This window comes from Yersinia sp. FDAARGOS_228 (assembly GCF_002073315.2).
GTDB classification, from domain to species: domain Bacteria; phylum Pseudomonadota; class Gammaproteobacteria; order Enterobacterales; family Enterobacteriaceae; genus Yersinia; species Yersinia intermedia.
On the sequence record NZ_CP020409.2, the window covers coordinates 4514020 to 4538860 of the forward strand.

Below are 24841 nucleotides of genomic sequence, written 5' to 3' on the forward strand. Positions count from 1 at the left end.
CCATTAGTGGTATCACCGTGCACTGCGCTGCCATTACTGCCAGTGAGATTACCGGCGATCTCCACCCCCTTACCGTCAGAGCTGTTACCGTTCAGGAGAGTGGTGTTAAGTTGGGTATCACCATCCACGTTGACACCCGTACCGCTGTCTGAGGTGCCGCTGACCGTACCGCCAGCGATAGCCCCGTTCAACGCCACCCCGTTGCCGCCAGTGGCAATACCCACCACGCGAGTATTGCCGTTATTCACCAGCGGACCGGTAATATCAACACCGGTACCCTGAGTGGCGTTACCGTTCAGCATGGTGTTATCAAGGGTATTATTGCCCTCCAGTTGCACACCAGTGCCTTTCTCACCAGTGGCATTACCGCTGATAACAAGCAGCTCGCCTGAGTCGCCACCCGTAAGAGTGGCATTTCTATCGATATACATTCCGATGCCGTTAACCACGTCACCCTGTACTGAGCTGCCGTAGCCACCTGACAGACGGCCCACGATCTCTACCCCTTTGCCATCTGTGCTATTCCCGACCAGCACAGTGTTGTTGAGCACCGTGTCGCCATTGACGCTGACCCCACTACCAGCATCCGAAAGACCATTGATGCGGCTATTATCAAGCACACCATCTATGACTTGAACACCAGTGCCGCTGGTCGCAGCCCCATTCACCACACCGCCATCCAACAAGCCGTTGATCTGCACACCAATACCGCTACCGGAAGCGGTGCCCTTAAATACCGTATTGCCTTGGTTGGCGGATGAGCTGGTGATATCCAATGCAATACCATCTACAGCCGAACCATTTAAACTGGTATTACTTAAGTCATTATTACCATTGAGTTTTATTCCGGTACCGATATCCGTTGTTGCCACACCGTTTAGCGTCAGCAAGTCGGTTTCACTGGTGCCAGTGACATGTAAATTCGCTGCTATCTCAATGCCATAACCGGTACCATTAGTCGTACCATTAATCACACTCTGATGAATGCCCTTTATATCATTGGCTACTTCTACACCAATGCCATTAGTGCTACTGCCAGTGAGCGTGGCATTATCCAGTACGACATGAGTGACAATATTAGAACCCGGCAATGGATCAATTTTCACACCACTGCCATTAATTGATGCTCCTGTCAGTGTGGCATCAGTAATAGTGGCATTGCCGCTAATGCGCAGCCCGTCAGCATGGGTTGAATTCCCGGTGACATTAATACGATTAACTTGATGCTCTGCACTGAAGAGGTGAACACCGATGTTATCGCGACTGGTTCCTTCAATCGTGACCGGGCCAGTACCATTGTTAACTACACCGGAAATAGCAACCCCAGTATCCGCGACACTACTGCCTTTAATGAGAGTGTCACCCTCACCACTTAATACCACGCTATTATTATTGGTAGAGAAGTTAATGCCGACACCGCGGGTTGAGCGCCCTTCCATTTTGAGAGAGCCATTATTATTTATCGTTAGCTGAGCCGCATCTGCATAGGTGATCCCCTCGCCACCAACGATAACTTGTGCCCCTTTATTTTGACCGAGAAAAGACAATTGGCTATCCTTGGCAATATTAAGTGTATTGGCACCATTAAAATCAATTCCTTTGCGGGTAGCACCAGTGCCTTCTGTTTCGCCTTGAAACGCGATATTCCCTTCAACCGACAAGGTACTATTAGCTCTAAAACCAATGCCTGAGCCCTGCGTTGTATTAAATGCTTTACCGATCATCGAGCCATTTTTGGCTTTTATAGTGATATTACCGCCCAGGCTTAATGCAGTGCTTAATGAAGTAGGTAAAGCGGCCTGTGTTTCAGAATAAACAGCAACATTACCCGCGATGGCATTCAGTTCCACATCAGTAAAATAAACATTTCTCGCCCCCGCTGACAGACCATTGATATCAATATTATGCTCAGTGGCTGTCAGCGTCGTATTTGATAAATAGACTGATGGCCGAGTAGCATCACCCGTATCAGCTTTACCGTTTAAGGTGATATTTCCTTGAGCAATGAGATTATTACGTGAAGTATTTGAATCTCCTTGAATAACAATTCCTTCCCCATCACCGGTGGCAACCCCCGTCAGATTAATATCTTTTTTAGCATTGAAAATGGTATTTGGTTTAATCAAAATACCTTCTTTTTGGGATGTTACATTGGCATTAATGTCACCTGTTGTTGCAGTAATATTAGATTCACGTATCGCCACCCCGGCAGAGCTAGTCGAGTTAGAGGCAAAGTTAACCTCATTTGCTGTGAGATCTACATTGGCCCAGGTTATGCCTTTTGACCCATTGTTATTTATCGTGAAATTTCCGCTTTTAGCTTCAATATTAGCCCCATCAATGCCAACCCCTGCCCCTGAAGTATTGCCATGGTTATTGGCTGTTATTGATATCTCTTTCCCCGCAGTGATATTTATCACTGTTAGATGAGGTTCCATTGATTGTTATGGCCTCCACAGAGGGTGCAGAGGTATTGGTAACTAATAATATATCTTGACCAGCCGTCATTGCGCCATTACCGCTGAACCTGAAGGCTTTATGCGTGGCAGACGTCAAATTGGTTTTAATATCTTTTTTAGCCGTAAGAACGGTATTCGTCATCAATACAGCTTCATTATTGATGATATTACCATTCATCAAAATATTATCAGCACTGATACTGACATTGTTGAATGGACTGCCTTTGACTCCACTGATGTTTAAATTAAAATCGCCGCTCTCCGCTTTTATATTGGCAAAATCCGCAACAACAGTAGTGCCAATTTCTGTGCCTTCATTAACCGCCACCATCGATATATTACCACCGGCAGTCATATTGACCTGAACACTACTGGAGTTACCACTTATCTTGATGGCATCAGCACCTGCATAGGTAGAATTACTGGTCATCCCCTGCAAATTGATATCGCCACTGGCGTTTACATTAGTGTTACCTGAGATCCAAATCCCTTTATTAGTCGTAGTGGTATTCACATTAATATCACCAGCAGTTGCCGTAAGATCACTATCTCTGAATAATAAACCATCAACCCCTGTGACATTTATTCCAAAATTAACATTACCCCCACCAACTTGTGAATCCCGTATCCGCAATCCATTATTAGCTTGCGTTAAAATGTCGCCATTGACATCAAACAAAATGTTACCAGACTTAGAGGAAATATTCCCATTAACAATATCCACCCCGCCATATGTACTGCCGTTGGCATTTGCCTGGAATGTAATATCTTTATCACCGATAATAGTTACGTTAGCGAACTTACCCATCCAGGAAATTTTAGAATTAGATTTAAGAGCAAATAAAATATTACCCACCCCCGTAAGGATAGAGTCCTCAGACATATCAACACCACGCCACCCTTGCCCATTAGCATTACTGCTTTCACCGGTTATCCGCGTTTCACCTGCCACAGAAATATTAGCGGCATTACTAATACTCACCCCGATGTGGGATGCTACTGCGGCATTTCCCTCAAGAGTAAGGTTGCCAACCTCATAGCGACCTCCCTGTATAGCAATACGTGTTGCGCTTTTATCATCGGCATGTTTCGCCAGCAAGTCCCCATTATTTAATAACACATAAACATTATTTAATGTAATAACAGAGTCTGCAGTGGAATTGCCTGCCAATAAATTAAGATTCAGTTTCGCAGCACGGGTAGAAATATTATTGTTAATGACAATATTGCCGTCAGCATGTAATGTCAACGTGGCATCACCACCCGCTGTTTTATTGATATCAGCATCTAGCGTAATATTGCACCAGCGGCAATTCGTCAAACTGTTATTATTGGTCGTCACCGTCACATTTGTGCCGAGATCGAGTTGAGTATTGATACTGCTATTCAATATTTGCGCGACGTTAGCCGTTGGCATGAAAACCTGTGCATTGACCCCATATCCGGCAGGGATATCCCCTGCCTGAACGGATGAACCACTCTGTGCACCACTACCAACAATGTTGACTTCTGCCGGATCGAGTAACCAACTGCCATTGCTACCCGCAGTCGCACTTGCATCAACGTGACCAAAAGCCTGTAAATTACGCTTACTGGATGTTTCTACTTGCCCGCCATTGCCTGACTGTAGCCCACCACGGGCATGAATATCGCCATAGAAGCCGGTGTAACTTTCAGACCATAGCACGGCGATACCACCAGCCCCCTGCCCCAAAGCCGACACATCAATAACTGCGCCTTTATCCATGACGACTGAGCGTGAATTTTTTATCGCATTATTTTTACCCTGCCAACCACCACCAACCAGTACTTTGCCACCGCCCTCAGCACCATGTGCATCAATCTTGCTTCCGGCGGCCAAGTGCACATTTTCGCCTTGCAGGATAACACTCCCGCCACGACCATACTGACTACTGGCATCTACAATGCCTTGCTGGCGTACCACGCCTTCACTACCACCATCGAGATAAATAACGCCATTTTTTTCAGACAAACCGCGCGCCTGCAAAATACCGGTGTTATCAATCACGGTATTCATTAACATCTCCTTGCCACGCGCGGTCAGTTGGATAACGCCACCATCAGCCTGAATCAGCCCACCGTTTTGCAGCAAAGCACTGACTTGCTCACCCTGAACTTGCACGCCCAACAAACTACCGTGATCCAGATGAAGGGTGACGCGACTCCCGCTGGCAAACGCCACTTTCCCTTGTGGGGTGTTGATAACACCGGAAGACTGATTATCAACCTGCTGACCAATCAGTGCGATATAACCGCCTTTGGTGGTATGTAAATTGGCCTGATTAACCAACTTACCTTCATGTCTTCGGCTGGTCAGCGTATAAGTTCCAGAAATAAAGTCATTATTAGACATGGCCTTAGTACTGGCGACTAAACCACCGACATCAACTTGTGCACCGCGACCAAACAGAATGCCATTCGGGTTAAGCAAAAAGACCTGACCATTTGCTTTTAGATTGCCATATATCTGCGATGCATCGCGGCCAAGTACCCGATTTAGGGCAATACTCTGCTGCCCTGGCTGGTTATAAATAACACTGTTCCCCTGGGCGATATCAAAACTCCCCCAATTGATCGCCAGCTTATCGCTTTGCTGAGTCACAGTAAGGGTGGTGTTATGGACCTCCAACCGGCCTTGGCCGATAACAATATTACCGTTAACGGGCAGCGAGGGATGGGCAAATACCAGTAGCGGTAATGTACCAAGAGCTACACCCGTCATTATTGCCAGATGGCTGAGTATTCCCGCTTTCGTATTACTATCATTAATGACCTTTTTGCCGATAGACGAAAATGATCGTCCGTAAGCTCGGGTAAATTCTCCCACCGCAATTAAGCATCCCAACCGACGGCAGAAAATAAGTTTGTATAATTTACTGTTCATTATTCACGTCCATTAAATCTGACAAATATGCCGATAAGCGCTAAAACATCTTGTAAGCACTAAGCCAGAATTGGTCATTATCCGGTTGAGGAGTTGCAGCCTGGCCGGTTCGATGTGCCCAAGTCAGATTCAAGGAATAATCTGCCGGACGAGAGAGAGTGATATAGGCACCAAAGCCAGACAGGTTGATATTATTCCCCGCCATGCCTGCGATAGGTTGGCGATAATAAGACCCCCACCCTTGGTCAAAGAATGCAGCAAAAGTGATTTGATTCCCCATACCAGTCCAAGCCGGGAATGGGGGTTGCCAGTGGGTACGTAATTCAGTGGTGAAAAGTGTGCCTTTATCCACCGCCCCTTCACCAATACCGTAAGCCCTAACCGCCAATGGCCCACCCAACAACAGCTTTTGTGAGCTATCAAGATTTTTACTGGCTATTTGGCCGGTAAATTGATTGAAGAAAGAAAAATAAGAGCCAAAACCCTGATCATGACCGGCATGATAATTAAAACGGGCAAAAGCGCCGCCAATACCAGTCAAGGAATTCATACTCTGACTGAATTCATCATCTAATGACAGATGGCCTGCGGTACCCAGTAAATTGAAATTACTTAGCCCACGAGGTACTGCGGTAAACGTGCCATAAATGCCCAATTCACCCGCATCCAGATTGCGTTTTTGTTCCGGTAGCATAATGAGTGAGTCACGCATTTTGCTCTGATAATACCCGGTACTCACATCAATTCTGGCCGCCGAATTGCGGATCCACGGATGGCGTAAATTAACCCCCCAGCTATTAGAATGACCACGCGCATCCAATACCTCGAAAGGCCCCTTAAGGGTATAATCCAAATAGCTATAATTTAGCGCTACACGGGTACCATACGTATTAATTGGGAAGTTATAATCCAATAAGCCATTGAATACATCTGCCGAGCTGGATAAAATAAAATTAGCTCGTAACTGATCCCCCCAACCCATCATATTATTCAGCGCGCCCCCCACTAATAACCGATTATGACCAGAGTAATCATTGCCCTGATTATCTACGCCGAGGTACCCCATCGCGGTTTGACTGGAGGTAATATCAGCATAGACCCTTGTCATTCCAGATTGGGTTCCTGGTTTTAATGCCAAAGCAGCATCAACCCCTGGGATATCATTAAGAATAAGGCTGGTTCGTTCAAGGCGAGATAATTCAGCCGGAGAAGCGGCACAATCTTTATTGCCAAAAAAACCCACTTCTTTGCTACAACTATTACTTTCAATCACCGCAGTAACAAAATCAGTATTCAACCGACTCTGATTATTGACCTCCGGTTTATCTAATCTGCCAGCAATAATACGAACGATGACAACACCGTCACGGATAGCTTGTGGTGGCAATATTGCCTGAGTGGCAACAAATCCTTGTTGTCGATAAAAGCGAGTTACCGCTAATGTCATGGCTTGTAAATCATTAAAGGTTAATTGCTGCCCCAACCAAGGCGTAATTACGGCACGTAGTGCTTTATTATTTCCGTTACTGTGCCGCAATAACTGGGTATCACCCTCGAATCTAACCTCACGCAACATGATGCTTCCCGCCGAGTTAGAACCGCCGAACGATGCAGGAGGGAGCAAAGGTGGAAGCTTGATTTCAGCGTCCTGTGGCGCACGCAATGGCACCGGTGTTGTTTGCCGTATTTCGTTACTAATTACACCTGCATTCGGTACATTTATGACCTGAGGAGCAGCAACGGCCTGTGAGCAAAAAAAAAGGATAAACATTAGTGCGTTGGAACTCAATTTAGTCTGAAACCATGATTTTTCTGGATAATAAAAATATCGCATAAAATACGCCTGCTTAGCATTATGATAACACCAGCTTAAATAATAAAATCCTCCGTTATTTAATACTGGCCCGCATGATTATTTTTTAATTATCAAGTTAATTATTTCATTAAACCCAATATAGGATAAAATTAGAATAGTGTGGAAATTGAATAAATATAAACACCAAAAAGAGTAATCTCTGTTGTTTCAGACTAATAGCCAGTTCATATTTATAACAAATAGTTATTTATGGTAGATATACCATTATTGACATGAAATAATAATAATCCGCCCTTACCTATACAACCTTAAATTGATTTGATTTTATATAGATAGGGTGGTAACAATACAACCAAATGAAAACACACTTTATAATTAACACTCATCAACCTAATTACACTAATTGCAACTAAATAAAGTAAAATAATAAGCCATAAAGAACGCCAATAATGACAACAAAAAAATCAATATTTTTTAATCTAGCCTAAACAGAAGCAACTTACTTAAATATGAATAATGCTATTCCACATATTTATAATCACAGCAAGTGATAGTGATTTAAATAATAAAAAACCCCGTATTTCTTAACGGGGTTACTATATTCATCATCACGCTGTAGCATAATGATTATTGCTACCCATTCTGGCGAATACGAGCAATCAAATCATTTATATTACTTATGGATGGTGCCGCCAATATCAAGGTTCGCCCTAAACTCAGAGCATGGCGCTGGCATGCCTGGCGCATCTCTTCATCAGCGATACTATCCAGATCAGCAACATGTGCCAGACCAATAGTGCGCCGAATTAACTCAGTGCCGCAATACCCTATCGCGTCCTGCCAAACCTGTTGCAGGAACTGCTGTACATATCCTTCGGTCGCTAAAGCCAAATCCTGCGCCTTTTGCTGGCTTAATGCCACGAAGCGGCTGGCAAATGTTTGCCAGAGAATATGCACATCTTTCAGCCGTTGTTCACGGCCGGCTGCGGCATCGCGCGGGCCTGCCAAACCGGGCAATCCACAGTAATTGAGCAGTAAATTTCCCAGCGCGGTACCCACATCAAAGCCGATTGGGCCATAAAAACCAAATTCGGCATCAATAGCTTTCAAACGCCCCTCAGCAACGAAAATTGAACCGCTATGAATATCCCCATGCAACAATGCCTCGGCCTTACTCAAGAAGCGATGTTTGAGCGAGGCCACTGCCACCTTGAGCGTATTATCCTGGCGCAAGGCCAGCACATCAGCTAAGAGTGCCGGATCAAAATTATTACGTTCGTGGTCAATATAAGGGTCAGTAAAGAATAAATCCTCAGTAATCTGGCACAACTCTGGGTTGGTATAGCAGCTCACCGCTGCTTTTTTGGCTTGTGCCGACTGATAAAAATCTGAGGTATGGAATAAGGTTTGCGCCAAATACTCTGCCAGTTGTCCTGCCGCCTGCGGATAGTGTTTACCGACCAGCAGTTCACTGCGCCAGATATGGTGATCAGATAAGTCCTCTTGCACCATAACCGCCAATTCAGCATCGTGATGCAGTACATTGACCGTGTGTTGCGGGCAAAATTGGCTGTGTGTCAGCAGGGTTTGCGCTTCAATTCTGGCGCGATCCAAGGTCAACGGCCAAGACTCCCCGACACAGCGCACATAAGGCAGTGCTTGTTTGACAATCACCCGGCTGACGCCGGCCGCATCACGGATTTTAAACACCAGATTGAGATTGCCATCCCCAATTTCATCGGCCGTCACTAAAGTCAGTGGATCAGCAACCTGACCAAATTGGCGAGCATATTCAACAGCATCCGCAGCAGTAAATGTATAGTAGCGCGACATCTTCAACCTCTTTGTTCTTTACCTGATTCTAATTCACTCACCGCCAACCATTTGCTTAGCCGTGAAATTATTCCCTGTAGAGCAAAAAAATCCGCATTTAGGCGTAAAACCATATAGACGTCTACACATCCGTAAGATATGTTGGCAGAATAAGAAACCAGATGCAATAACGCAACATGGATTTAACTCACTATGCAGACGCTTAACAGGCTCGATTTACAGACCACCAGCTTAAGAATTATCGATAACCAGCTCTGGATACTCGATCAGCAGGCATTACCACAGCGTCAGGAGTGGCTATTAGCTGATACGGTAGAGTTACTGATTGGTCATATCCAAACATTGCGAGTCCGTGGTGCACCGCTCATTGGACTGTCAGCAAGTTTATTATTGGCTTTACTGGCAGAACGTGGTTTGCCGCAAGCTCAACTTGAGCAGGCATTGATTGCGCTGCGTGAATCCCGCCCGACGGCGGTTAATTTGATGAACAATCTGGCACGGATGCAGCAAGCTTTACTACAAGCGAACTGGGTCGATACGTTGGTCCGCGAAGCGCTACACTTGGTGGATGAAGACCGCGAATTGTGCGAGCGCATTGCCCGGCATGGGGCGGCACTGGTTAAACCGGGTAGTAACTTGCTAACCCACTGCAATACCGGTGGCCTCGCTACGGCAGGCATTGGTACGGCTATCGGCGTATTATTGAAAGCCCATCAGCAAGGTAATATTCAGCAGGTGTGGGTCGATGAAACCCGTCCTTTACTGCAAGGCGGCCGCTTAACTGCCTGGGAGTTAGGTGAGTTAGGTATTCCATATCAATTGATTTGTGATTCGATGGCTGCCAGCCTGATGGCTCAGGGCAAAGTGGATGCTATCTGGGTTGGCGCAGATCGCATTGCCGCCAACGGCGATGTGGCAAATAAAATAGGCACCTACAGTTTGGCGGTGTTGGCCCACTATCACCATATTCCGTTCTATGTTGCCGCCCCACACACCACCCATGATCCAAACTGCCCGAATGGTGCAGCGATCCCAATCGAGCAGCGTGCCGCCAGTGAAGTGACCGGTGTCTCAGGCAGCTTTGGCAGTTGCCATTGGGCACCACAAGATGCCGCGGTGTATAATCCGGCATTTGATGTCACACCGGCGGCATTGATCAGTGGTTGGGTATTAGACAGCGGCGTCATTAGCCCAGAACAAGTGGCGGCAGGCTTCTTCCAACCAAAGAATTAGCAATGTTTGCAATTTTATCCCCAAAGTAATTGGAGTCGCAGATAAGCAAGCCTGGCTAACACCGCTGCGGCTTCAAGTGCGAAGGGGATCAATCCAAACGTGGATAAGCATCGGCTATCTTATCGCCAGTAAAATGCGCCACCCACCCCTCAGGATTATCAAATACCCGAATAGCCGTGAAATTCGGTGCAGACCCCATATCAAACCAGTGGCGAGTATTGGCAGGCACAGAGAGTAAATCATTCTTTTCGCACAAAATTTGATAAATTTTACCGTTCAGATGCAAACAGAACAGCCCTGACCCTGCAACGAAAAAGCGCACTTCATCTTCACCGTGAGTATGTTCCGATAAAAACTTCTCGCGTAACACTTCTCGCTGGGCGTTATCGGGCCGCATGCTGATCACATCCCAGCTCTGATAACCCTTCTCTGCCACCAGCCGGTCAATCTCATGTTGATAAGCTGCAATCACCGCCTCTGGTTGTGGGTTTTCACCCAGTTCACGATCTGCCTGCCAGCGCTCAAAGCGCACACCAATGGCGGTCAGTTGCTGTTGAATTTCTTCAGCATCACGGCTTTGCCACAGCGCTTGTTCCGGCTGCTTATCACTAAAAATCGTTAATCCGCTCATGCTGTAAAATCCTCTAAAATGATTTGATCAAAACGACTCACCTGTGGGTGGTGGCTTTCGTTATCAGGTAAGTCGCGAATCAGTTGGCAAGTATGCCAGCCCGCCAGTTGAGCGGCGTCCAGCTCTTGACGGATATCAGATAAAAACAGCAGTGCTGGCGGTGCGATAGCTAATTGATGCGCAATATTCTGATAAGAACTCACCTCACGTTTCCCACCGACATGGGTATCAAAATAGCCGCTGAATAACGGGCGTAAATCCCCTGCATCGCTGTAACCAAACAGCAATTTCTGCGCAGCAACCGAGCCAGAAGAGTAGACATATAACCCCACCCCCTGTTGCTGCCAGTCGGCCAATTGCTGGGCCACTTCTGGGTAAAGATGGCCGAGAAAATCCCCTTGCAGATAACCGGTGCGCCAGATAATGCCCTGAATCGCTTTCAATGCTGTGGATTTACGATCTTCATCCATAAAACCATGTAACGCGGTAATCAAGGTTTCTATATCAGCATCCGGCTGTGCAAGTTCATGGCGCAAACTGGCTAGCGCAGTGGCAATCTCTTCATCCTGCTGGTGTGCACGTAAATAAGGCGTCAGTCGCTCGCGGGCATAGGGGAACAGCACCTGATGGACAAAGCGAATGTCACTGGTGGTACCTTCAATATCGGTAACAATAGCCTGGATCATTTAGCCCCCACATTAAAATTTACGTCAACTAATCGACGTTGCAGTTCACACTGGAACAAGAATTCCAGCCCTTCCAGATGACGACGGGCTTGTGCCACGCTATTTCCCCAGCAATACAGGCCATGGCCGCGCACCAAAAATCCGTAGCGAAGCGGGTTATTATCTGCCAGTGCGGCAACCCGTTGGGCCAGCGCGGAAATATCCTGATCATTGTCAAAAATAGGGATGACAACTGCATCTAAATGGCTGTGCTGACCTGATAACGATTTCTGCATTTCATAGCCTTGCAAGACTAATTCATGGCTACGCTCAACCCGCGATAACACAGTGGCATTCACTGAATGAGTATGTAATACCGCATTGATCTCTGGATACCGACGATAAAGCAAGGTATGCAAGCCGGTCTCCGCTGACGGTGTACGCCCACTGGGAACATGGTTGTTGGCAGTTTCTACCAGTAGAAAATCGTCAGCGGTGAGGCTGCCTTTATCTTTACCTGATTCGGTAACCAGACAGTGAGCCGAGTCCAGCCGCAGGGACATATTACCACCGGTCGCCGGGCACCAGCCCTTCTCTCCGATCCAATGGCAGGCGGCTAACAGTGCCTCCAGTTGTACATTTTCTGTCATTGCATATCCCTGTTGTGGTGTAGGTGTGTCATCACATTTGGCAACCGCTATCTGCCCGACGATTACCCTTAGTACATTTTTATCTATGCTTAGCAAATTACGTCATTTAGCCGTTTAAACATCTAAGCGTCTTGATTGCCAAATCTTAACATCGTGTTATATTGACGGCAACATACCGCGCCAGGAGTATTCATCTGCATGAGCACTTTATCCTTTATTCCAGACAGTAAATTGCCGGCACAAGGCACCACAATCTTTACGCAAATGAGTGCATTGGCGCAAAAATACCAAGCGATAAACTTATCGCAAGGGTTCCCCGATTTTGATGGCCCAGACTATTTGAAACAGCAATTGGCCTATCACGTCAGCCAAGGTGCGAACCAATATGCCCCAATGACCGGCGTGGCACCGCTGCGAAAGGCAATTGCAGAGAAAACGGCTAAAATCTACGGGTGGCAGCCCGATGCCGATGACGAAGTCACTATCACTACCGGTGCCAGCGAAGCCTTGTTTGCCGCCATTACCGCTTTGGTACGCCCAGGCGACGAAGTTATTTGCTTTGACCCCAGCTACGACAGCTATGCACCGGTGGTTAAATTGGCGGGCGGTATACTCAAGCGCGTGGCACTAAAACCCCCAACATTCGCCACCGACTGGCCTGAATTCGCTGATCTGGTTTCTGAACGCACCCGTCTGGTTATCGTCAATACGCCGCATAACCCTTCAGCGACCGTTTGGCGGGCGGCAGACTTTGAACAACTGTGGCAAGTGATTGCTGAACGTAATATCTATGTGCTGAGCGATGAGGTGTACGAACACATCTGCTTTAGCGCCGCAGGCCATGCCAGTGTGCTGGCTCATCCGCAACTGCGCCAGCGCGCCATTGCCGTGTCCTCTTTCGGCAAAACCTTTCATATGACTGGCTGGAAAGTGGGCTATTGCATCGCCCCCGCAGCTATCAGTGCCGAAGTGCGAAAAATTCACCAATATCTGACCTTTTCGGTTTGCACGCCGGTTCAGCTCGCATTGGCGGATATGCTCAATGCTGAACCTGAGCACTGGCAGCAACTGTCAGAATTTTATCGTGCTCGTCGCGATCGCTTCGTCAATGCTCTGTCCACCAGCCGCCTGAAAATCCTACCGAGCGCAGGCACCTATTTCCTGTTGGCTGATTACAGTGCGGTTTCTGATCTTGATGATGTTGAATTTTGCCAATGGTTAACCGAACATATCGGCGTGGCCGCAATACCGTTATCGGTATTCTGTGAAGGCCCGTTCCCCCATAAACTGATCCGGTTGTGCTTCGCCAAGCAGGATGCCACGCTGGACGCCGCTGCGGAGCGATTGTGTCAACTTTAAAACTGACCCTGCTGCAACAGCCATTGGTATGGTTGGATGCGCAGGCTAATCTGCGCCATTTTGACATGCTGTTGGAGCCACTCCGGCAGCGTGATGTAATTGTGTTGCCAGAGATGTTTACCACCGGCTTTGCCATGAATGCGGCTGAAAATGCCTTGCCAGAGCAAGAGGTCATTAACTGGTTGCGCCATTGGGCCGCCGCTACTGACGCTCTGATTGGCGGCAGTGTGGCGCTGAAAACCGCGCAGGGTGCCGTGAACCGCTTCCTGCTGGTTGAACCGAGTGGGCGGGTTCATCACTACGATAAACGCCACTTATTCCGCATGGCCGGTGAGCACCATCACTATCAAGCGGGCAAAGAGCGCAAGGTGGTGGAATGGCGTGGCTGGCGAATCTTGATGCAAGTTTGCTATGACCTGCGTTTTCCGGTGTGGTCACGTAATTTGCAAGATTATGATTTGGCTCTGTATGTGGCTAACTGGCCTGCTCCCCGTGCCAAACACTGGCAAAGTTTACTGACAGCGCGCGCGATAGAAAATCAGGCTTACGTCGCCGGATGTAACCGGGTCGGCGATGATGATAACGGCCATCACTATCAGGGCGACAGTGTGATTCTGGATGCTCAAGGCGAGGTGTTGGCGCAAGCAGAACCGGGACTGGCTGCGCAACTGGATGCTGAGTTGTCTTTAGACGCATTGCAGCACTATCGCGCAGCGTTTCCGGCGTGGCGCGATGTTGATGATTTTTTATTATTGTAAAGGTAAAACGAGGGGGAGCATGGCGCAAAAGTGCCCCCCAAGGGTGTTAAACCCGCCGCCAAGCTAGCACTGTTTCCAGATAAGCCTGAATAGCCATCGCAATATCACGGCGCGTGACGGATTCATCAGGATGATGACTGACTCCCCCTTTGCAGCGCACAAACAACATCCCTACCGGCCAGCACTCGGCAACGGCAGTGGCATCATGCCCCGCACCGCTGGGCAGTGCTAACGAGCTACCCTGCACCCGATCAATACTGGCGTTGATTCGCTGGCGCAAAACCGCATCACATTCGGTAGCACTGATACGGTAAAACTCTTCCGATGAAAAAATCAGGCCGCGGCGTGCGGCAATGACTTGCGCCTGCGCCAACAAACTGACCAGTAACTGGTCTACGTGACTGTCCTGCGGGCCGCGAATATCCAGCGTCAGAACCACCTCTCCGGCAATCACATTCACAGCACCTGGCGAACAACTGAGTGTTCCAACTGTCGCCACTAAATGTTCACCATAGCAAGTGGTCAACCGTTCAACGGCACCAATCCATTGTGCCGCGCCGGCTAATGCATCTTGCCGCTGCCCCATCGGTACCGTACCGGCATGGCCCGCAGAGCCGATGAATCGGCAATTCAGGCGGCGTGCACCATTAATTGCCGTCACCACGCCCAATGCCAAATCGGCCTTTTCTAAACACGGCCCCTGTTCAATATGCAGCTCCAGATAAGCGCAAAAATCACTCAGCTCACGCCGCGCACTGGCTATCGCTGTGGGGTCAAAATCAAGGTTTTCCATTGCCTGCGCCACACTGATACCTTCAGCATCGGTTTTACTCAGCCAATCGGCTGACCAGTGCCCAGTGATCCCCTTACTCCCCAGCAGCGTAATACCAAAGCGCGTTCCCTCTTCATCGGCAAAACCAATCACCTCAATGGCCACAGGCAACCGCTGTTGCTGACGGTGCAAATACCCCACCACTTCTAATGCACTTAATACGCCTAACATGCCATCGTAACGGCCTGCGTTGCGCACCGTATCAAGATGAGAGCCTAACAATATGGCTGGCGCATCGGATTGCAGCCCTTCATAACGGCCACAAATATTACCAACTGCATCTTGCCAGACGCGCATCCCGACCGCCTGCATCCATTCGCCCACCTGCTGATTTGCCCGCAAATGTTCAGGAGATAGATACACCCGCGTCAACGCATCCGCTGATTCACTGATGGTCGCCAGCACATCACAACGGGCCAATACCCGTAATGCAGATTGCTCTGCCTCGGCATCCGGCAGGGTAACGGCCATTATTTCGCTCCGTTTACTGTATCAATAGCCTGTTTGTCACTCTCAGCCTGATAAACATTCCACGCGCTTTGCAAGCCGTTGCCCTGAACCGTGGCAAAACCTAAACGGTTTAATACCGCCTCCAATGCCACCAGTGTTTGCAGCACACAATCTTTGCGCGCGTTGTAGCCCATGGTGCCGATACGCCAAATCTTGCCATTTAACGGCCCGAATGAGGTACCAATCTCGATACCAAAATCATTTAACATCAGTTGCCGTACTTGTTCACCGTGAATACCTGCCGGGATAACCACCCCCAACACATTGTTCATCCGGTGCCCTATATCACCAAAGACTGCCAGCCCCATTCCTTGAATACCAGCCAACAACGCCGAACCATGCAAAGCATGACGGGCAATCCCGTTGTCCAATCCCTCTTCCAGCATTACTCGTGCGCATTCTCGGGCCGCAAACAACATACTGGTGGCTTCGGTATGATGATTCAGGCGCTCCGGCCCCCAATAATCCATGATCATGCCCAAATCAAAGTAATTGGAATAGATCATCTCTTCGTCACCATCAGCATGATCCTGAGTACGGATCCCCTGCTCAATACACTTGCGCCGCCGTACTTGCTCAGCGAATTGTGGGCTAAGGGTTACCGGAGCACTACCTGATGGCCCGCCAAGGCACTTTTGCAACCCGGCCGATACCGCGTCCAGCCCCCAGGCATCGGTTTCTAATACGTTTCCGCCCAGTGATGCAGTCGCATCGGTATAAAACAGCACATGATGGCGGCGACAGATCTCGCCCAACTCAGCCAGCGGCTGCAACATGGTGGTTGACGTATCACCCTGCACCGTCAATAACAGTCGTGGGCGCACTTTCTTGATAGCATCTTCAATCCTCTGCGGGCTGAAGACCTCGCCCCACGGCACTTCGATGGTGTGCACTTCAGCCCGGCAACGGCGCGCAATTTCACACAATAAATGACCAAAACGGCCAAAAACTGGCACCAGAACTTTATCGCCAGGGCGGATAGCCGACAGTAAAACCGCCTCGATACCCGCACGAGAGGTGCCATCGATCAACATAGTCCAGCGGTTCTCGGTACGGAAAACCCCGCGATACAGCGCCATCACCTGATTCATATACTCCGTCATCACCGGATCGTACTGCCCGATCAACTGACTGGCCATCGCCCGCAATACTCGGGGATCGGCATTGATCGGCCCCGGTCCCATAAGTAACCGCGCCGGTGGATTAATTTGACAAAACAGTGGGTTAGGGTTCATTGCCGACATAGAAAATCTCCGTCCTTAAAAAATCAGTAACATGCAAGAGCAACATCCGCTTTTTTCATGTTCATAGCATATATCCGATAGTTCCATAATGAAACGATAGATTCTTAAAATCATAAAAATGAAACTATAGTTGCAAATATTATGCCAATGATGATTTATGCAAATAGCCCATCTTTAGGTCATTTAAACGCAATGTGGGGCATAAATTGGGGAGATAGTCTCACAACGAGAGTGCGGAAAACAGTTAGAGTGCACCATAAAGGTGCGTTAATTGATGAAAATAACAACAAAGCGCTAATGGGAAGCGAATACGGCGTAAGCCGCTGGGACTAAACAAAACCATCGCCTTTTCACCGACTGAACGAGCGAACAACCTACCGCTGTTCCAGTTCGCCCAAAGAATCATACAAATCAGCAATTTGATGAATTCGCTGGCGGCCCTGCGCTAGCATCTCATGCAACAAGGCATTACTCAGTAGACTCGCCAGACTCATGGCCGAAGAGTAGCTATCAAAGGCCGATACACTGTCGAGCGGTGTAGTTAACCGCCAACGCGCTAACGGCAGTATTGACTGGGCCTGCGGCTCACAAATCAACAGTGTCGGCACGCCTTGTATCTGCATTTGTAGCAGGATCTCACGGATAACCTTCGGGCGGCGGCGAAATGCCACCACAATAACTAAATCGCGCTGCGTGACATCTACTAGCTCCTCCGCTAACGTCTGCCCCGTTTGCGGCACCAACTGCACTTGCTGGCGCACCTGCAACAACTGTTGACGTAAATGCAGCGCGACCGGGTAACTGTTTCGTAGCCCCAACAACAAAATACGCGGTGCACGCACCATCGCATTGATAACCTCGCCTAACTGAAGGCTATCCAACTGACTCACCCAATGCGTCAAATTCGCCATTTCTTGCTTGTAGTGGCGAGACAATAAAGTGTTCCCTTGCACCGCATCACGGTTATCGGTCAATGGCATACCGCTTTGACGCAAGGTGCGGACCTCTTCGCGCATCTCCCGATAACTGGCGTACCCCAGGCGCTTAAACAGTCTACTAACCGTGGCCTTAGATACCCCACTCAAACGCGCCAACTCGGCACTGTTATAACTAATCAGGTCATCAAAATGATCAAAAATAAAATCGGTAACGCGCTGTTCCTGCGGGGTTAATTGCGCGTAATGCGCCCGCAAACGCTCATCAATCTGTTTCATACCCTTCTCCGGCCAATGAAACTATCGTTTCAGCATAGGCATTTTTGCGGAACATAGCATACAAGCCCACCGCAGTAATAAGAGAATTTCATGCTGAGTGCTAACTCTATCATTCGGGAGCCAGCCGGCCCCGGTTCGATTAGCCTGCTCGGTTGAAGAAACTGAAGCCAAGTGCTCACCAAGCGAAGATCAACTAAACCCCAGTCTGATCCAAACTTAACTAACAGCGAGATTCATCAGATAAAATTTATCCCTTGGTTTATCATTCCTAATTATCTAATACTGTTCTTCTTCGCCAATAAGAATCATTCCTCCCATGAAACAAAAAGCTGAAAACTCCGGTTTAAGTCCAGCATTAATCGTGTTGATGTCGGTCGCCACCGGACTGGCTGTTGCCAGCAACTACTATGCCCAACCACTGCTGGAAACCATCGCGCAAGCCTTTAATCTCTCGGTCAATCAGGCTGGGTTTATTGTCACCGCCGCCCAGTTAGGTTATGCCGTCGGCTTAATATTCCTGGTCCCGCTAGGGGATATGTTTGAACGCCGTGGGTTGATTGTAGGTATGACGTTGCTGGCTGCTGGCGGTATGCTAATTACCGCGATGTCACAAAACCTCACCATGATGATTGTCGGCACCGCGCTCACTGGCCTGTTCTCAGTCGTGGCACAATTACTGGTGCCGCTGGCGGCCACACTGGCTGCGCCAGAAAAACGCGGCAAAGTGGTCGGCATTATTATGAGCGGGCTGCTATTGGGGATTTTGCTGGCACGAACTGTGGCCGGAGCACTGGCCTCCATTGGTGGTTGGCGGACTATTTATTGGGTTGCCAGTGCACTGATGTTCGTCATGGCATTGGTGTTGTGGCGCTACCTACCGCGCTATAAACAACATACCGGTTTAAATTACGGTCAACTGCTCGGATCGATATTCTCACTGTTTATTCACACGCCGGTGCTGCGCACCCGTGCCTTGCTCGGCGCGCTATCGTTTGCCAACTTTAGTGTGTTGTGGACGTCAATGGCCTTCTTACTGGCGTCCCCGCCGTTCGGTTACTCCGAAGCCACCATCGGGTTATTTGGTTTAGTCGGTGCCGCAGGTGCGCTGATGGCAACCAAAGCAGGCCAATTGGCAGATAAAGGTAAAGCCCGCATCACCACCAGCGTCGGTTTGGGATTACTGCTGTTGTCATGGATACCTATCGCTCTGGGGCAACATTCAATCATCGCCCTGATTATCGGTATTGTCGTGTTGGATCTGGCGGTACAAGGGGTGCATGTTACCAATCAGAGCGTGATATATCGCATGATGCCGGAAGCCAGAAATCGCTTAACCGCCGGTTATATGACTACTTACTTTATCGGTGGTGCATTAGGCTCGCTGATTTCAGCGGCAGCATATCAACATGCAGGCTGGTATGGCGTGGCAGCCGCCGGGTTGGTGCTGTGTATCCTAAATATCACTACGTGGCTGGCCGGTAAACGTTTCGATCCTCCTGCAAATCAACCTGTTGAGTGATCTCAGTTGATTAGCTAACTAATAATCAATATAGCTATAAATTTGGGTTATAGGGTATTAAGACCATTACCTCTCTGGTAATGTTATCTAACATATTATTTTGCCCTGTAACCCAACGATCTTATGCAAAGCCAAATTACCGAGTCTCCGCCAGCTACCCGGCCAATAGCCACCTTTATCGAGGGCATTACCGATAGCTTGCCTATCGTTATCGGCTATTTACCGGTAGCTTTCGCCTTTGGTCTGAGTTCGGTAAAACTGGGTTTTACGCCGCTGGAAGCTATCTTCTTTTCTTGCATTATTTATGCCGGTGCCAGCCAATTCGTTATCACCGCCCTGCTCAGCGCGGGGATGTCGCTATGGGTTTCCGCCTTGACCGTGATGGCAATGGATATCCGCCATATCTTGTATGGCCCAGCACTTAAACACCGTATTTTGACAAAAATATCAGGTAACAAAACTGCCCTGTGGGCATTTGGTTTAACCGATGAAGTGTTTGCTGCCGCTACCGCCAAGCTAATGAAAGATCAGCGGCGCTGGAGCGAAAACTGGATGCTGGGTATCGCGTTTACCTCTTGGTTATCTTGGGTGGCGGGTACCGCTATCGGCGCAATGTTTGGCAATGGCCCGCTGGAGAATTACCCCGCTATTGAGGCCTCCCTCTCCTTTATGCTACCGGCGTTGTTCTTAAGTTTTCTGCTGGCCTCATTTAAACGCCAATACAGCCTAACTGTTATCGCCTCACTGAGTGGCGCATTGCTTGGCGCTGTGTTGTTCTCTATTCCGGTGGCGATTTTGGCTGGAATTAGCGCTGGATGCCTGGCCGCCCTGCTGCAACCCACCCCCGCAGTGGTGACCGAACACAGTGAAAATAACGAGCAGGAGCCGACACCATGAATTCGGATGTCCTGATTATTGGTTTAGTGGTGGGGACGGTAAATTACCTATTTCGTTATTTACCATTGCGCCTGGGGCCAGCACGTAAACAAACCAGTCTGCAACGGGGCAGAGTGTCACTGCTGTTGGACAGCATTGGGATTGCTTCTATCTGTGCATTATTGGTGGTTTCCAGCACACCAGAAATTATGCATAACCCACAGAAGCTCATCCCTACATTGGTTGGCTTTTTGGTTATCTGCGGCTGCTTTTATAAAACCAACAGTATTATCTTCGCCACATTATTCGGCGCACTCAGCTACGGGCTGACATTCAAATTACTTATGATTTTGGAGTGAATGATTGCCTAAATTGTGAGCTAAAACACAATACCCTTACAATTAATGACACTCATTATTCACATATAGTGACTGAATAACACGAATTGCTAAATTTTTCTCGAATTATACCGTTTACATTATTAATCACTATCGTTACTGTACCATTTGAAATTAATGAGGCTCCTTATAATGGAAAGTTCGTTTAGTCCCATAGAACAGATGCTTAATTTTCGTGCCAAACGCCAGAAGGATTTCCCTTATCAGGAGATTTTGCTGACGCGCTTGTGTATGCATATGCACAGTAAATTGCTAGAAAATCGCAACAAAATGCTGAAAGCGCAAGGGATTAACGAAACCTTGTTTATGGCGTTAATTACCCTGGATGCACAAGAAAGTCATAGCATCCAACCGTCTGAACTGAGTGCTGCACTGGGGTCTTCGCGCACTAATGCCACCCGCATTGCTGACGAGTTGGAAAAGAAAGGCTGGATTGAGCGCCGTGAAAGCCACAATGACCGCCGTTGTTTGCATTTGCATCTGACCGAAGCGGGTGTTGAGTTTTTAAATCAACTTCTGCCCCCACAGCATAAGTGCCTGCATTTTCTTTGGTCAACCCTCGACGCCGACGAACAGCAACAGCTTGAAACGCTGACGCGCAAGTTACTGACTCGTTTAGATCAAATGGAAGTACCGGAGCCGTAATTCCAACATATCTACCCAGGTGCATGACTTGATCCAGCTAAACAACTATGCGATCCCCACATAGCTGGAGACTGACGCCTTTGTTCGCCGCATTTTTCCGGCGGGCTGCGCCTCAAGCGATAATATTGCGCCTCAGTCTCAAGTACTGGATAACCAACAAAACGCCAATTGGCACAGCCTAAAGTCAGTTCGTTGGCACTCAGTCATCAGTGGTGGCGGGTTCTGGAAGATCCCCAACTTGATGCGTTGATGCCGCGCGGGTACGAGAGGCTCAAAGCCAGGATTATTGGTGGCGATAAATTGTTAGCAAGCGAATCATAATATCTACAACAGCAACAATCAGCACTTACCGCCAGCAACTATTGATTGCAGGCCAAGATTAATTTGATCCGTTCATTGAGTGGTGGCTATCAGGCACCGGTCAGTGGTGGTTCACAAAATAAAACAATATAAAATGTGGGGAAGACCATGAGTACAAGCGCGGAAGCTCAAATCCCGCAACAACCGCAGAACAACAAAAAGAAGCAACGTAAGCATGTGCTTCTTCTTCTGACGGTTATTTTTATCATCATTGGCGTGGCCTATCTTATTTATTGGTTCTTGGTGCTGCGTCATCACCAAGAGACTGATAATGCCTATATTTCAGGCAATCAGGTACAGATCATGTCGCAAGTTTCTGGCAGCGTGATCAGTGTTAATGTCGAAAATACCGATTTGGTTAAAAGCGGTGATGTGCTGCTGGCCCTTGACCCAACTGATGCTGAACAGGCGTTTGAGCAGGCAAAAACCGCACTGGCTAACAGTGTGCGTCAAACCCACCAACTCATGATTAACAGTAAGCAGTATCAGGCAAATATTGCCCTGAAAAAAACGGAGCTAAGTAAATCACAAAATGACTTAAGCCGTCGTGTGGTACTGGGTTCTGCTAATGCAATTGGTCGTGAAGAAGTGCAACACGCCCGTGATGCTGTCGATGCGGCACAAGCTTCACTGGATGTTGCGATTGCACAATATAATGCCAATCAGGCGCTGGTTTTGAATACCCCACTGGAAAAACAACCGGCGGTTGAGCAGGCTGCGGCCAAGCTGCGTGATGCCTGGCTCTCTGTGCAACGGACCAAAGTTGTCAGCCCGGTAGACGGTTTTGTTTCACGCCGCAGTGTGCAAGTGGGTGCTGAAATTGCCAATGGCGCGCCATTGATGGCAGTTATCCCGGCGAACCAAATGTGGGTTGACGCTAACTTTAAAGAGACACAGTTAGCGAATATGCGCATTGGCCAAAGTGCCACCGTTATCACTGATTTCTATGGTGACAACGTGGTTTATCAGGGGAAAGTGGTTGGCCTGGATATGGGTACGGGTAGCGCCTTCTCATTGTTACCTGCGCAGAATGCCACCGGTAACTGGATTAAAGTGGTTCAGCGCCTACCGGTCCGTATCGAATTGGATAACAAACAACTGGCTGAACATCCGCTGCGTATTGGCCTGTCAACAACGGTTAAAGTGGACACCACCAATACCGACGGCCAAGTGCTGGCACAAAATGTGCGGAAAGAACCGGCATTTGTAACTAACGCGTTGTCACTGGATTTAGCACCGGTTAATCAAATGATCAGCGACATTGTTCATGCGAATGCGGGTTAATGTTGATGCAAATGCAAGTTAAGCGCGCCGGAGGCCTCTGTGGCACAAAAACCGCTTGAGGGTGCCCAACTCGCCTGGATGACGGTCGCGCTATCATTAGCGACTTTCATGCAGGTGTTGGACTCCACCATTGCAAACGTGGCTATTCCTACTATTGCCGGTGATTTAGGTTCATCCAACTCGCAAGGCACTTGGGTGATTACTTCGTTCGGGGTGGCGAATGCCATTTCAATCCCCATCACCGGCTGGCTGGCAAAGCGCATTGGTGAAGTGCGTCTGTTCCTGTGGGCGACGGGGTTATTTGCTCTGGCCTCATGGTTGTGTGGTATTTCCAACAGCCTGGGGATGCTTATCTTCTTCCGGGTGATTCAGGGATTGGTCGCAGGGCCATTGATTCCGCTGTCGCAAAGCCTGTTACTCAATAACTATCCGCCAGCGAAGCGAAGTATGGCCCTGGCATTGTGGTCGATGACAATTGTTGTGGCCCCGATATTTGGGCCGATCCTCGGCGGTTATATCAGCGATAACTATCACTGGGGCTGGATCTTCTTTATCAACATCCCTATCGGGCTGGTGGTTATTCTGGTCGCAGGCAGTACCTTAAAAGGGCGCGAGACCAAAACTGAAATCAAACCCATTGATACGGTGGGGCTGGTGCTATTGGTGGTGGGGATCGGTGCCTTACAAATCATGCTCGACCAAGGCAAGGAGCTGGATTGGTTTAACTCGACCGAAATTATCGTCCTGACGGTTATTGCCGTGATTGCCATTACCTTCTTGATAGTTTGGGAGCTAACTGACGACCATCCAGTGATTGATCTCTCGTTATTTAAATCGAGAAACTTTACCATTGGTTGCTTGTGTATCAGCCTGGCCTATATGTTGTACTTTGGCGCGATTGTCTTGCTGCCACAGCTACTCCAGGAGGTATATGGCTACACCGCCACCTGGGCCGGTTTGGCATCTGCGCCGGTAGGCATATTGCCAGTGCTGCTATCGCCTATTATTGGCCGCTTCTCCCATCGAATTGATATGCGGCAGTTAGTCACATTCAGCTTCATTATGTATGCGGTATGTTTCTACTGGCGGGCTTACACATTCGAACCGGGCATGGATTTTGGGGCGTCGGCGTGGCCGCAGTTTGTGCAAGGTTTTGCGATTGCCTGCTTCTTTATGCCACTGACCGCGATTACGTTATCCGGTTTACCACCGGAGCGAATAGCCGCAGCATCCAGTTTGTCTAACTTCCTGCGAACACTGGCAGGGTCGATTGGTACGTCCATCACCACCACGCTGTGGACGCAAAGAGAATCGATGCATCATTCGCAACTGACTGAGTTTGTTAACCCGTACAATCCGAATGCGACACTGATGTATCAGGAGTTGGAAAAACTGGGGATGAACAAGCAACAAGCCTCGGCTTATCTGGCACGGGAGATTACCAATCAGGGGCTGATTATCTCAGCAAATGAGATCTTCTGGCTTTCGGCGGGGGTGTTCCTGGTACTGCTGGCATTGGTGTGGTTTGCTAAGCCACCCTTTACCTCCGGTGGCGGCGGTGGCGCGCACTAACGGCTAACACTGAGCAACAAAAAGGGCGCTGACTTATCATCAGCGCCCTTTTTACTTTATAGCTCAGTCATATAGACC

17 protein-coding genes and 2 pseudogenes are annotated in these 24841 nt (G+C 48.5%); 10 read left to right on the top strand and 9 right to left on the bottom strand.

The window, feature by feature from the left end; translation table 11 throughout:
- Positions 1–68 precede the first annotated feature (68 nt).
- From A6J67_RS23585 to mtnK, 3 genes and pseudogenes are all read right to left on the bottom strand, one after another.
- A pseudogene (locus A6J67_RS23585) lies at positions 69–5364 on the bottom strand (filamentous hemagglutinin N-terminal domain-containing protein); the annotation flags it as partial.
- Between the two features lie 40 nt (positions 5365–5404).
- Positions 5405–7198 (bottom strand): ShlB/FhaC/HecB family hemolysin secretion/activation protein, encoded by a 1794-nt coding sequence (locus A6J67_RS21155; RefSeq protein WP_080608418.1) that lies wholly within the window; start codon positions 7196–7198, stop codon positions 5405–5407.
- 615 nt (positions 7199–7813) lie between these two features.
- Positions 7814–9013, bottom strand: a complete 1200-nt coding sequence (gene mtnK / locus A6J67_RS21160; RefSeq protein WP_042569253.1) for an S-methyl-5-thioribose kinase — start codon at positions 9011–9013, stop codon at positions 7814–7816.
- Positions 9014–9205: 192 nt separating this feature from the next.
- Between mtnK and mtnA the strand changes: the two genes are divergently transcribed.
- Complete coding sequence (gene mtnA, locus A6J67_RS21165) at positions 9206–10246, top strand: S-methyl-5-thioribose-1-phosphate isomerase (protein WP_005189119.1); 1041 nt, start codon at positions 9206–9208, stop codon at positions 10244–10246.
- 88 nt (positions 10247–10334) lie between these two features.
- On the opposite strand, the gene A6J67_RS21170 is transcribed toward mtnA, so the two are convergent.
- From A6J67_RS21170 to A6J67_RS21180, 3 genes are read right to left on the bottom strand one after another with little or no spacing between them, the layout of a single operon-like run.
- The gene (locus A6J67_RS21170) at positions 10335–10877 is read right to left on the bottom strand and encodes a 1,2-dihydroxy-3-keto-5-methylthiopentene dioxygenase (protein WP_042569252.1); all 543 of its coding nucleotides are present in this window, start codon (positions 10875–10877) and stop codon (positions 10335–10337) included.
- Positions 10874–11563, bottom strand: a complete 690-nt coding sequence (mtnC, locus tag A6J67_RS21175; RefSeq protein ID WP_050297405.1) for an acireductone synthase — start codon at positions 11561–11563, stop codon at positions 10874–10876. Before mtnC ends, A6J67_RS21170 begins: the two co-directional genes overlap by 4 nt.
- Entirely contained in the window at positions 11560–12192 is a 633-nt protein-coding gene (locus A6J67_RS21180) for a methylthioribulose 1-phosphate dehydratase (RefSeq protein WP_032907097.1), read from the bottom strand. Before A6J67_RS21180 ends, mtnC begins: the two co-directional genes overlap by 4 nt.
- 198 nt (positions 12193–12390) lie before the next feature.
- Here A6J67_RS21180 and A6J67_RS21185 point away from each other — a divergent pair, with 198 nt between their 5' ends.
- Together A6J67_RS21185 and A6J67_RS21190 are read left to right on the top strand one after the other, a co-directional pair.
- Complete coding sequence (locus A6J67_RS21185) at positions 12391–13551, top strand: pyridoxal phosphate-dependent aminotransferase (RefSeq protein ID WP_050297404.1); 1161 nt, start codon at positions 12391–12393, stop codon at positions 13549–13551.
- Positions 13539–14309, top strand: a complete 771-nt coding sequence (locus A6J67_RS21190) for an amidohydrolase (protein ID WP_042569249.1) — start codon at positions 13539–13541, stop codon at positions 14307–14309. The genes A6J67_RS21185 and A6J67_RS21190 overlap by 13 nt, the downstream gene beginning before the upstream one ends.
- Before the next feature lie 46 nt (positions 14310–14355).
- Here the strand turns inward: A6J67_RS21190 and hpxK are convergent, their stop codons facing one another.
- From hpxK to A6J67_RS21205, 3 genes are all read right to left on the bottom strand, one after another.
- Positions 14356–15612 carry an allantoate amidohydrolase gene (gene hpxK, locus A6J67_RS21195; protein WP_050297403.1) on the bottom strand — a complete coding sequence of 419 codons (1257 nt, stop codon included), beginning with the start codon at positions 15610–15612 and terminating at the stop codon, positions 14356–14358.
- A complete protein-coding gene (locus A6J67_RS21200; protein ID WP_032907090.1) occupies positions 15612–16895 on the bottom strand; it encodes a pyridoxal-phosphate-dependent aminotransferase family protein in 1284 nt (427 codons plus the stop codon). The genes hpxK and A6J67_RS21200 overlap by 1 nt, the downstream gene beginning before the upstream one ends.
- Before the next feature lie 374 nt (positions 16896–17269).
- Positions 17270–18109, bottom strand: coding sequence for a MurR/RpiR family transcriptional regulator (locus A6J67_RS21205; protein WP_050073464.1), 840 nt, complete (start codon positions 18107–18109; stop codon positions 17270–17272).
- Between the two features lie 316 nt (positions 18110–18425).
- Between A6J67_RS21205 and A6J67_RS21210 the strand changes: the two genes are divergently transcribed.
- From A6J67_RS21210 to emrB, 7 genes and pseudogenes are all read left to right on the top strand, one after another.
- Positions 18426–19628 (top strand): MFS transporter, encoded by a 1203-nt coding sequence (locus tag A6J67_RS21210; RefSeq protein WP_050297402.1) that lies wholly within the window; start codon positions 18426–18428, stop codon positions 19626–19628.
- A gap of 123 nt (positions 19629–19751) precedes the next feature.
- Positions 19752–20525 (top strand): AzlC family ABC transporter permease, encoded by a 774-nt coding sequence (locus A6J67_RS21215; protein WP_050297401.1) that lies wholly within the window; start codon positions 19752–19754, stop codon positions 20523–20525.
- Entirely contained in the window at positions 20522–20863 is a 342-nt protein-coding gene (ygaH, locus tag A6J67_RS21220; protein WP_050297400.1) for an L-valine transporter subunit YgaH, read from the top strand. The genes A6J67_RS21215 and ygaH overlap by 4 nt, the downstream gene beginning before the upstream one ends.
- A gap of 171 nt (positions 20864–21034) precedes the next feature.
- Complete coding sequence (gene mprA / locus A6J67_RS21225; protein ID WP_032907085.1) at positions 21035–21547, top strand: transcriptional repressor MprA; 513 nt, start codon at positions 21035–21037, stop codon at positions 21545–21547.
- Positions 21548–21594: 47 nt separating this feature from the next.
- A pseudogene (locus tag A6J67_RS23895) lies at positions 21595–21805 on the top strand (transporter); the annotation flags it as partial.
- Between the two features lie 210 nt (positions 21806–22015).
- Positions 22016–23191: a multidrug efflux MFS transporter periplasmic adaptor subunit EmrA gene (gene emrA / locus A6J67_RS21240; protein WP_005189080.1), complete on the top strand. Its 1176-nt coding sequence runs from the start codon at positions 22016–22018 to the stop codon at positions 23189–23191.
- Positions 23192–23269: 78 nt separating this feature from the next.
- On the top strand, positions 23270–24763 hold the full coding sequence (emrB, locus tag A6J67_RS21245) for a multidrug efflux MFS transporter permease subunit EmrB (RefSeq protein ID WP_230678742.1): 1494 nt from the start codon (positions 23270–23272) through the stop codon (positions 24761–24763).
- Positions 24764–24841: the final 78 nt, after the last annotated feature.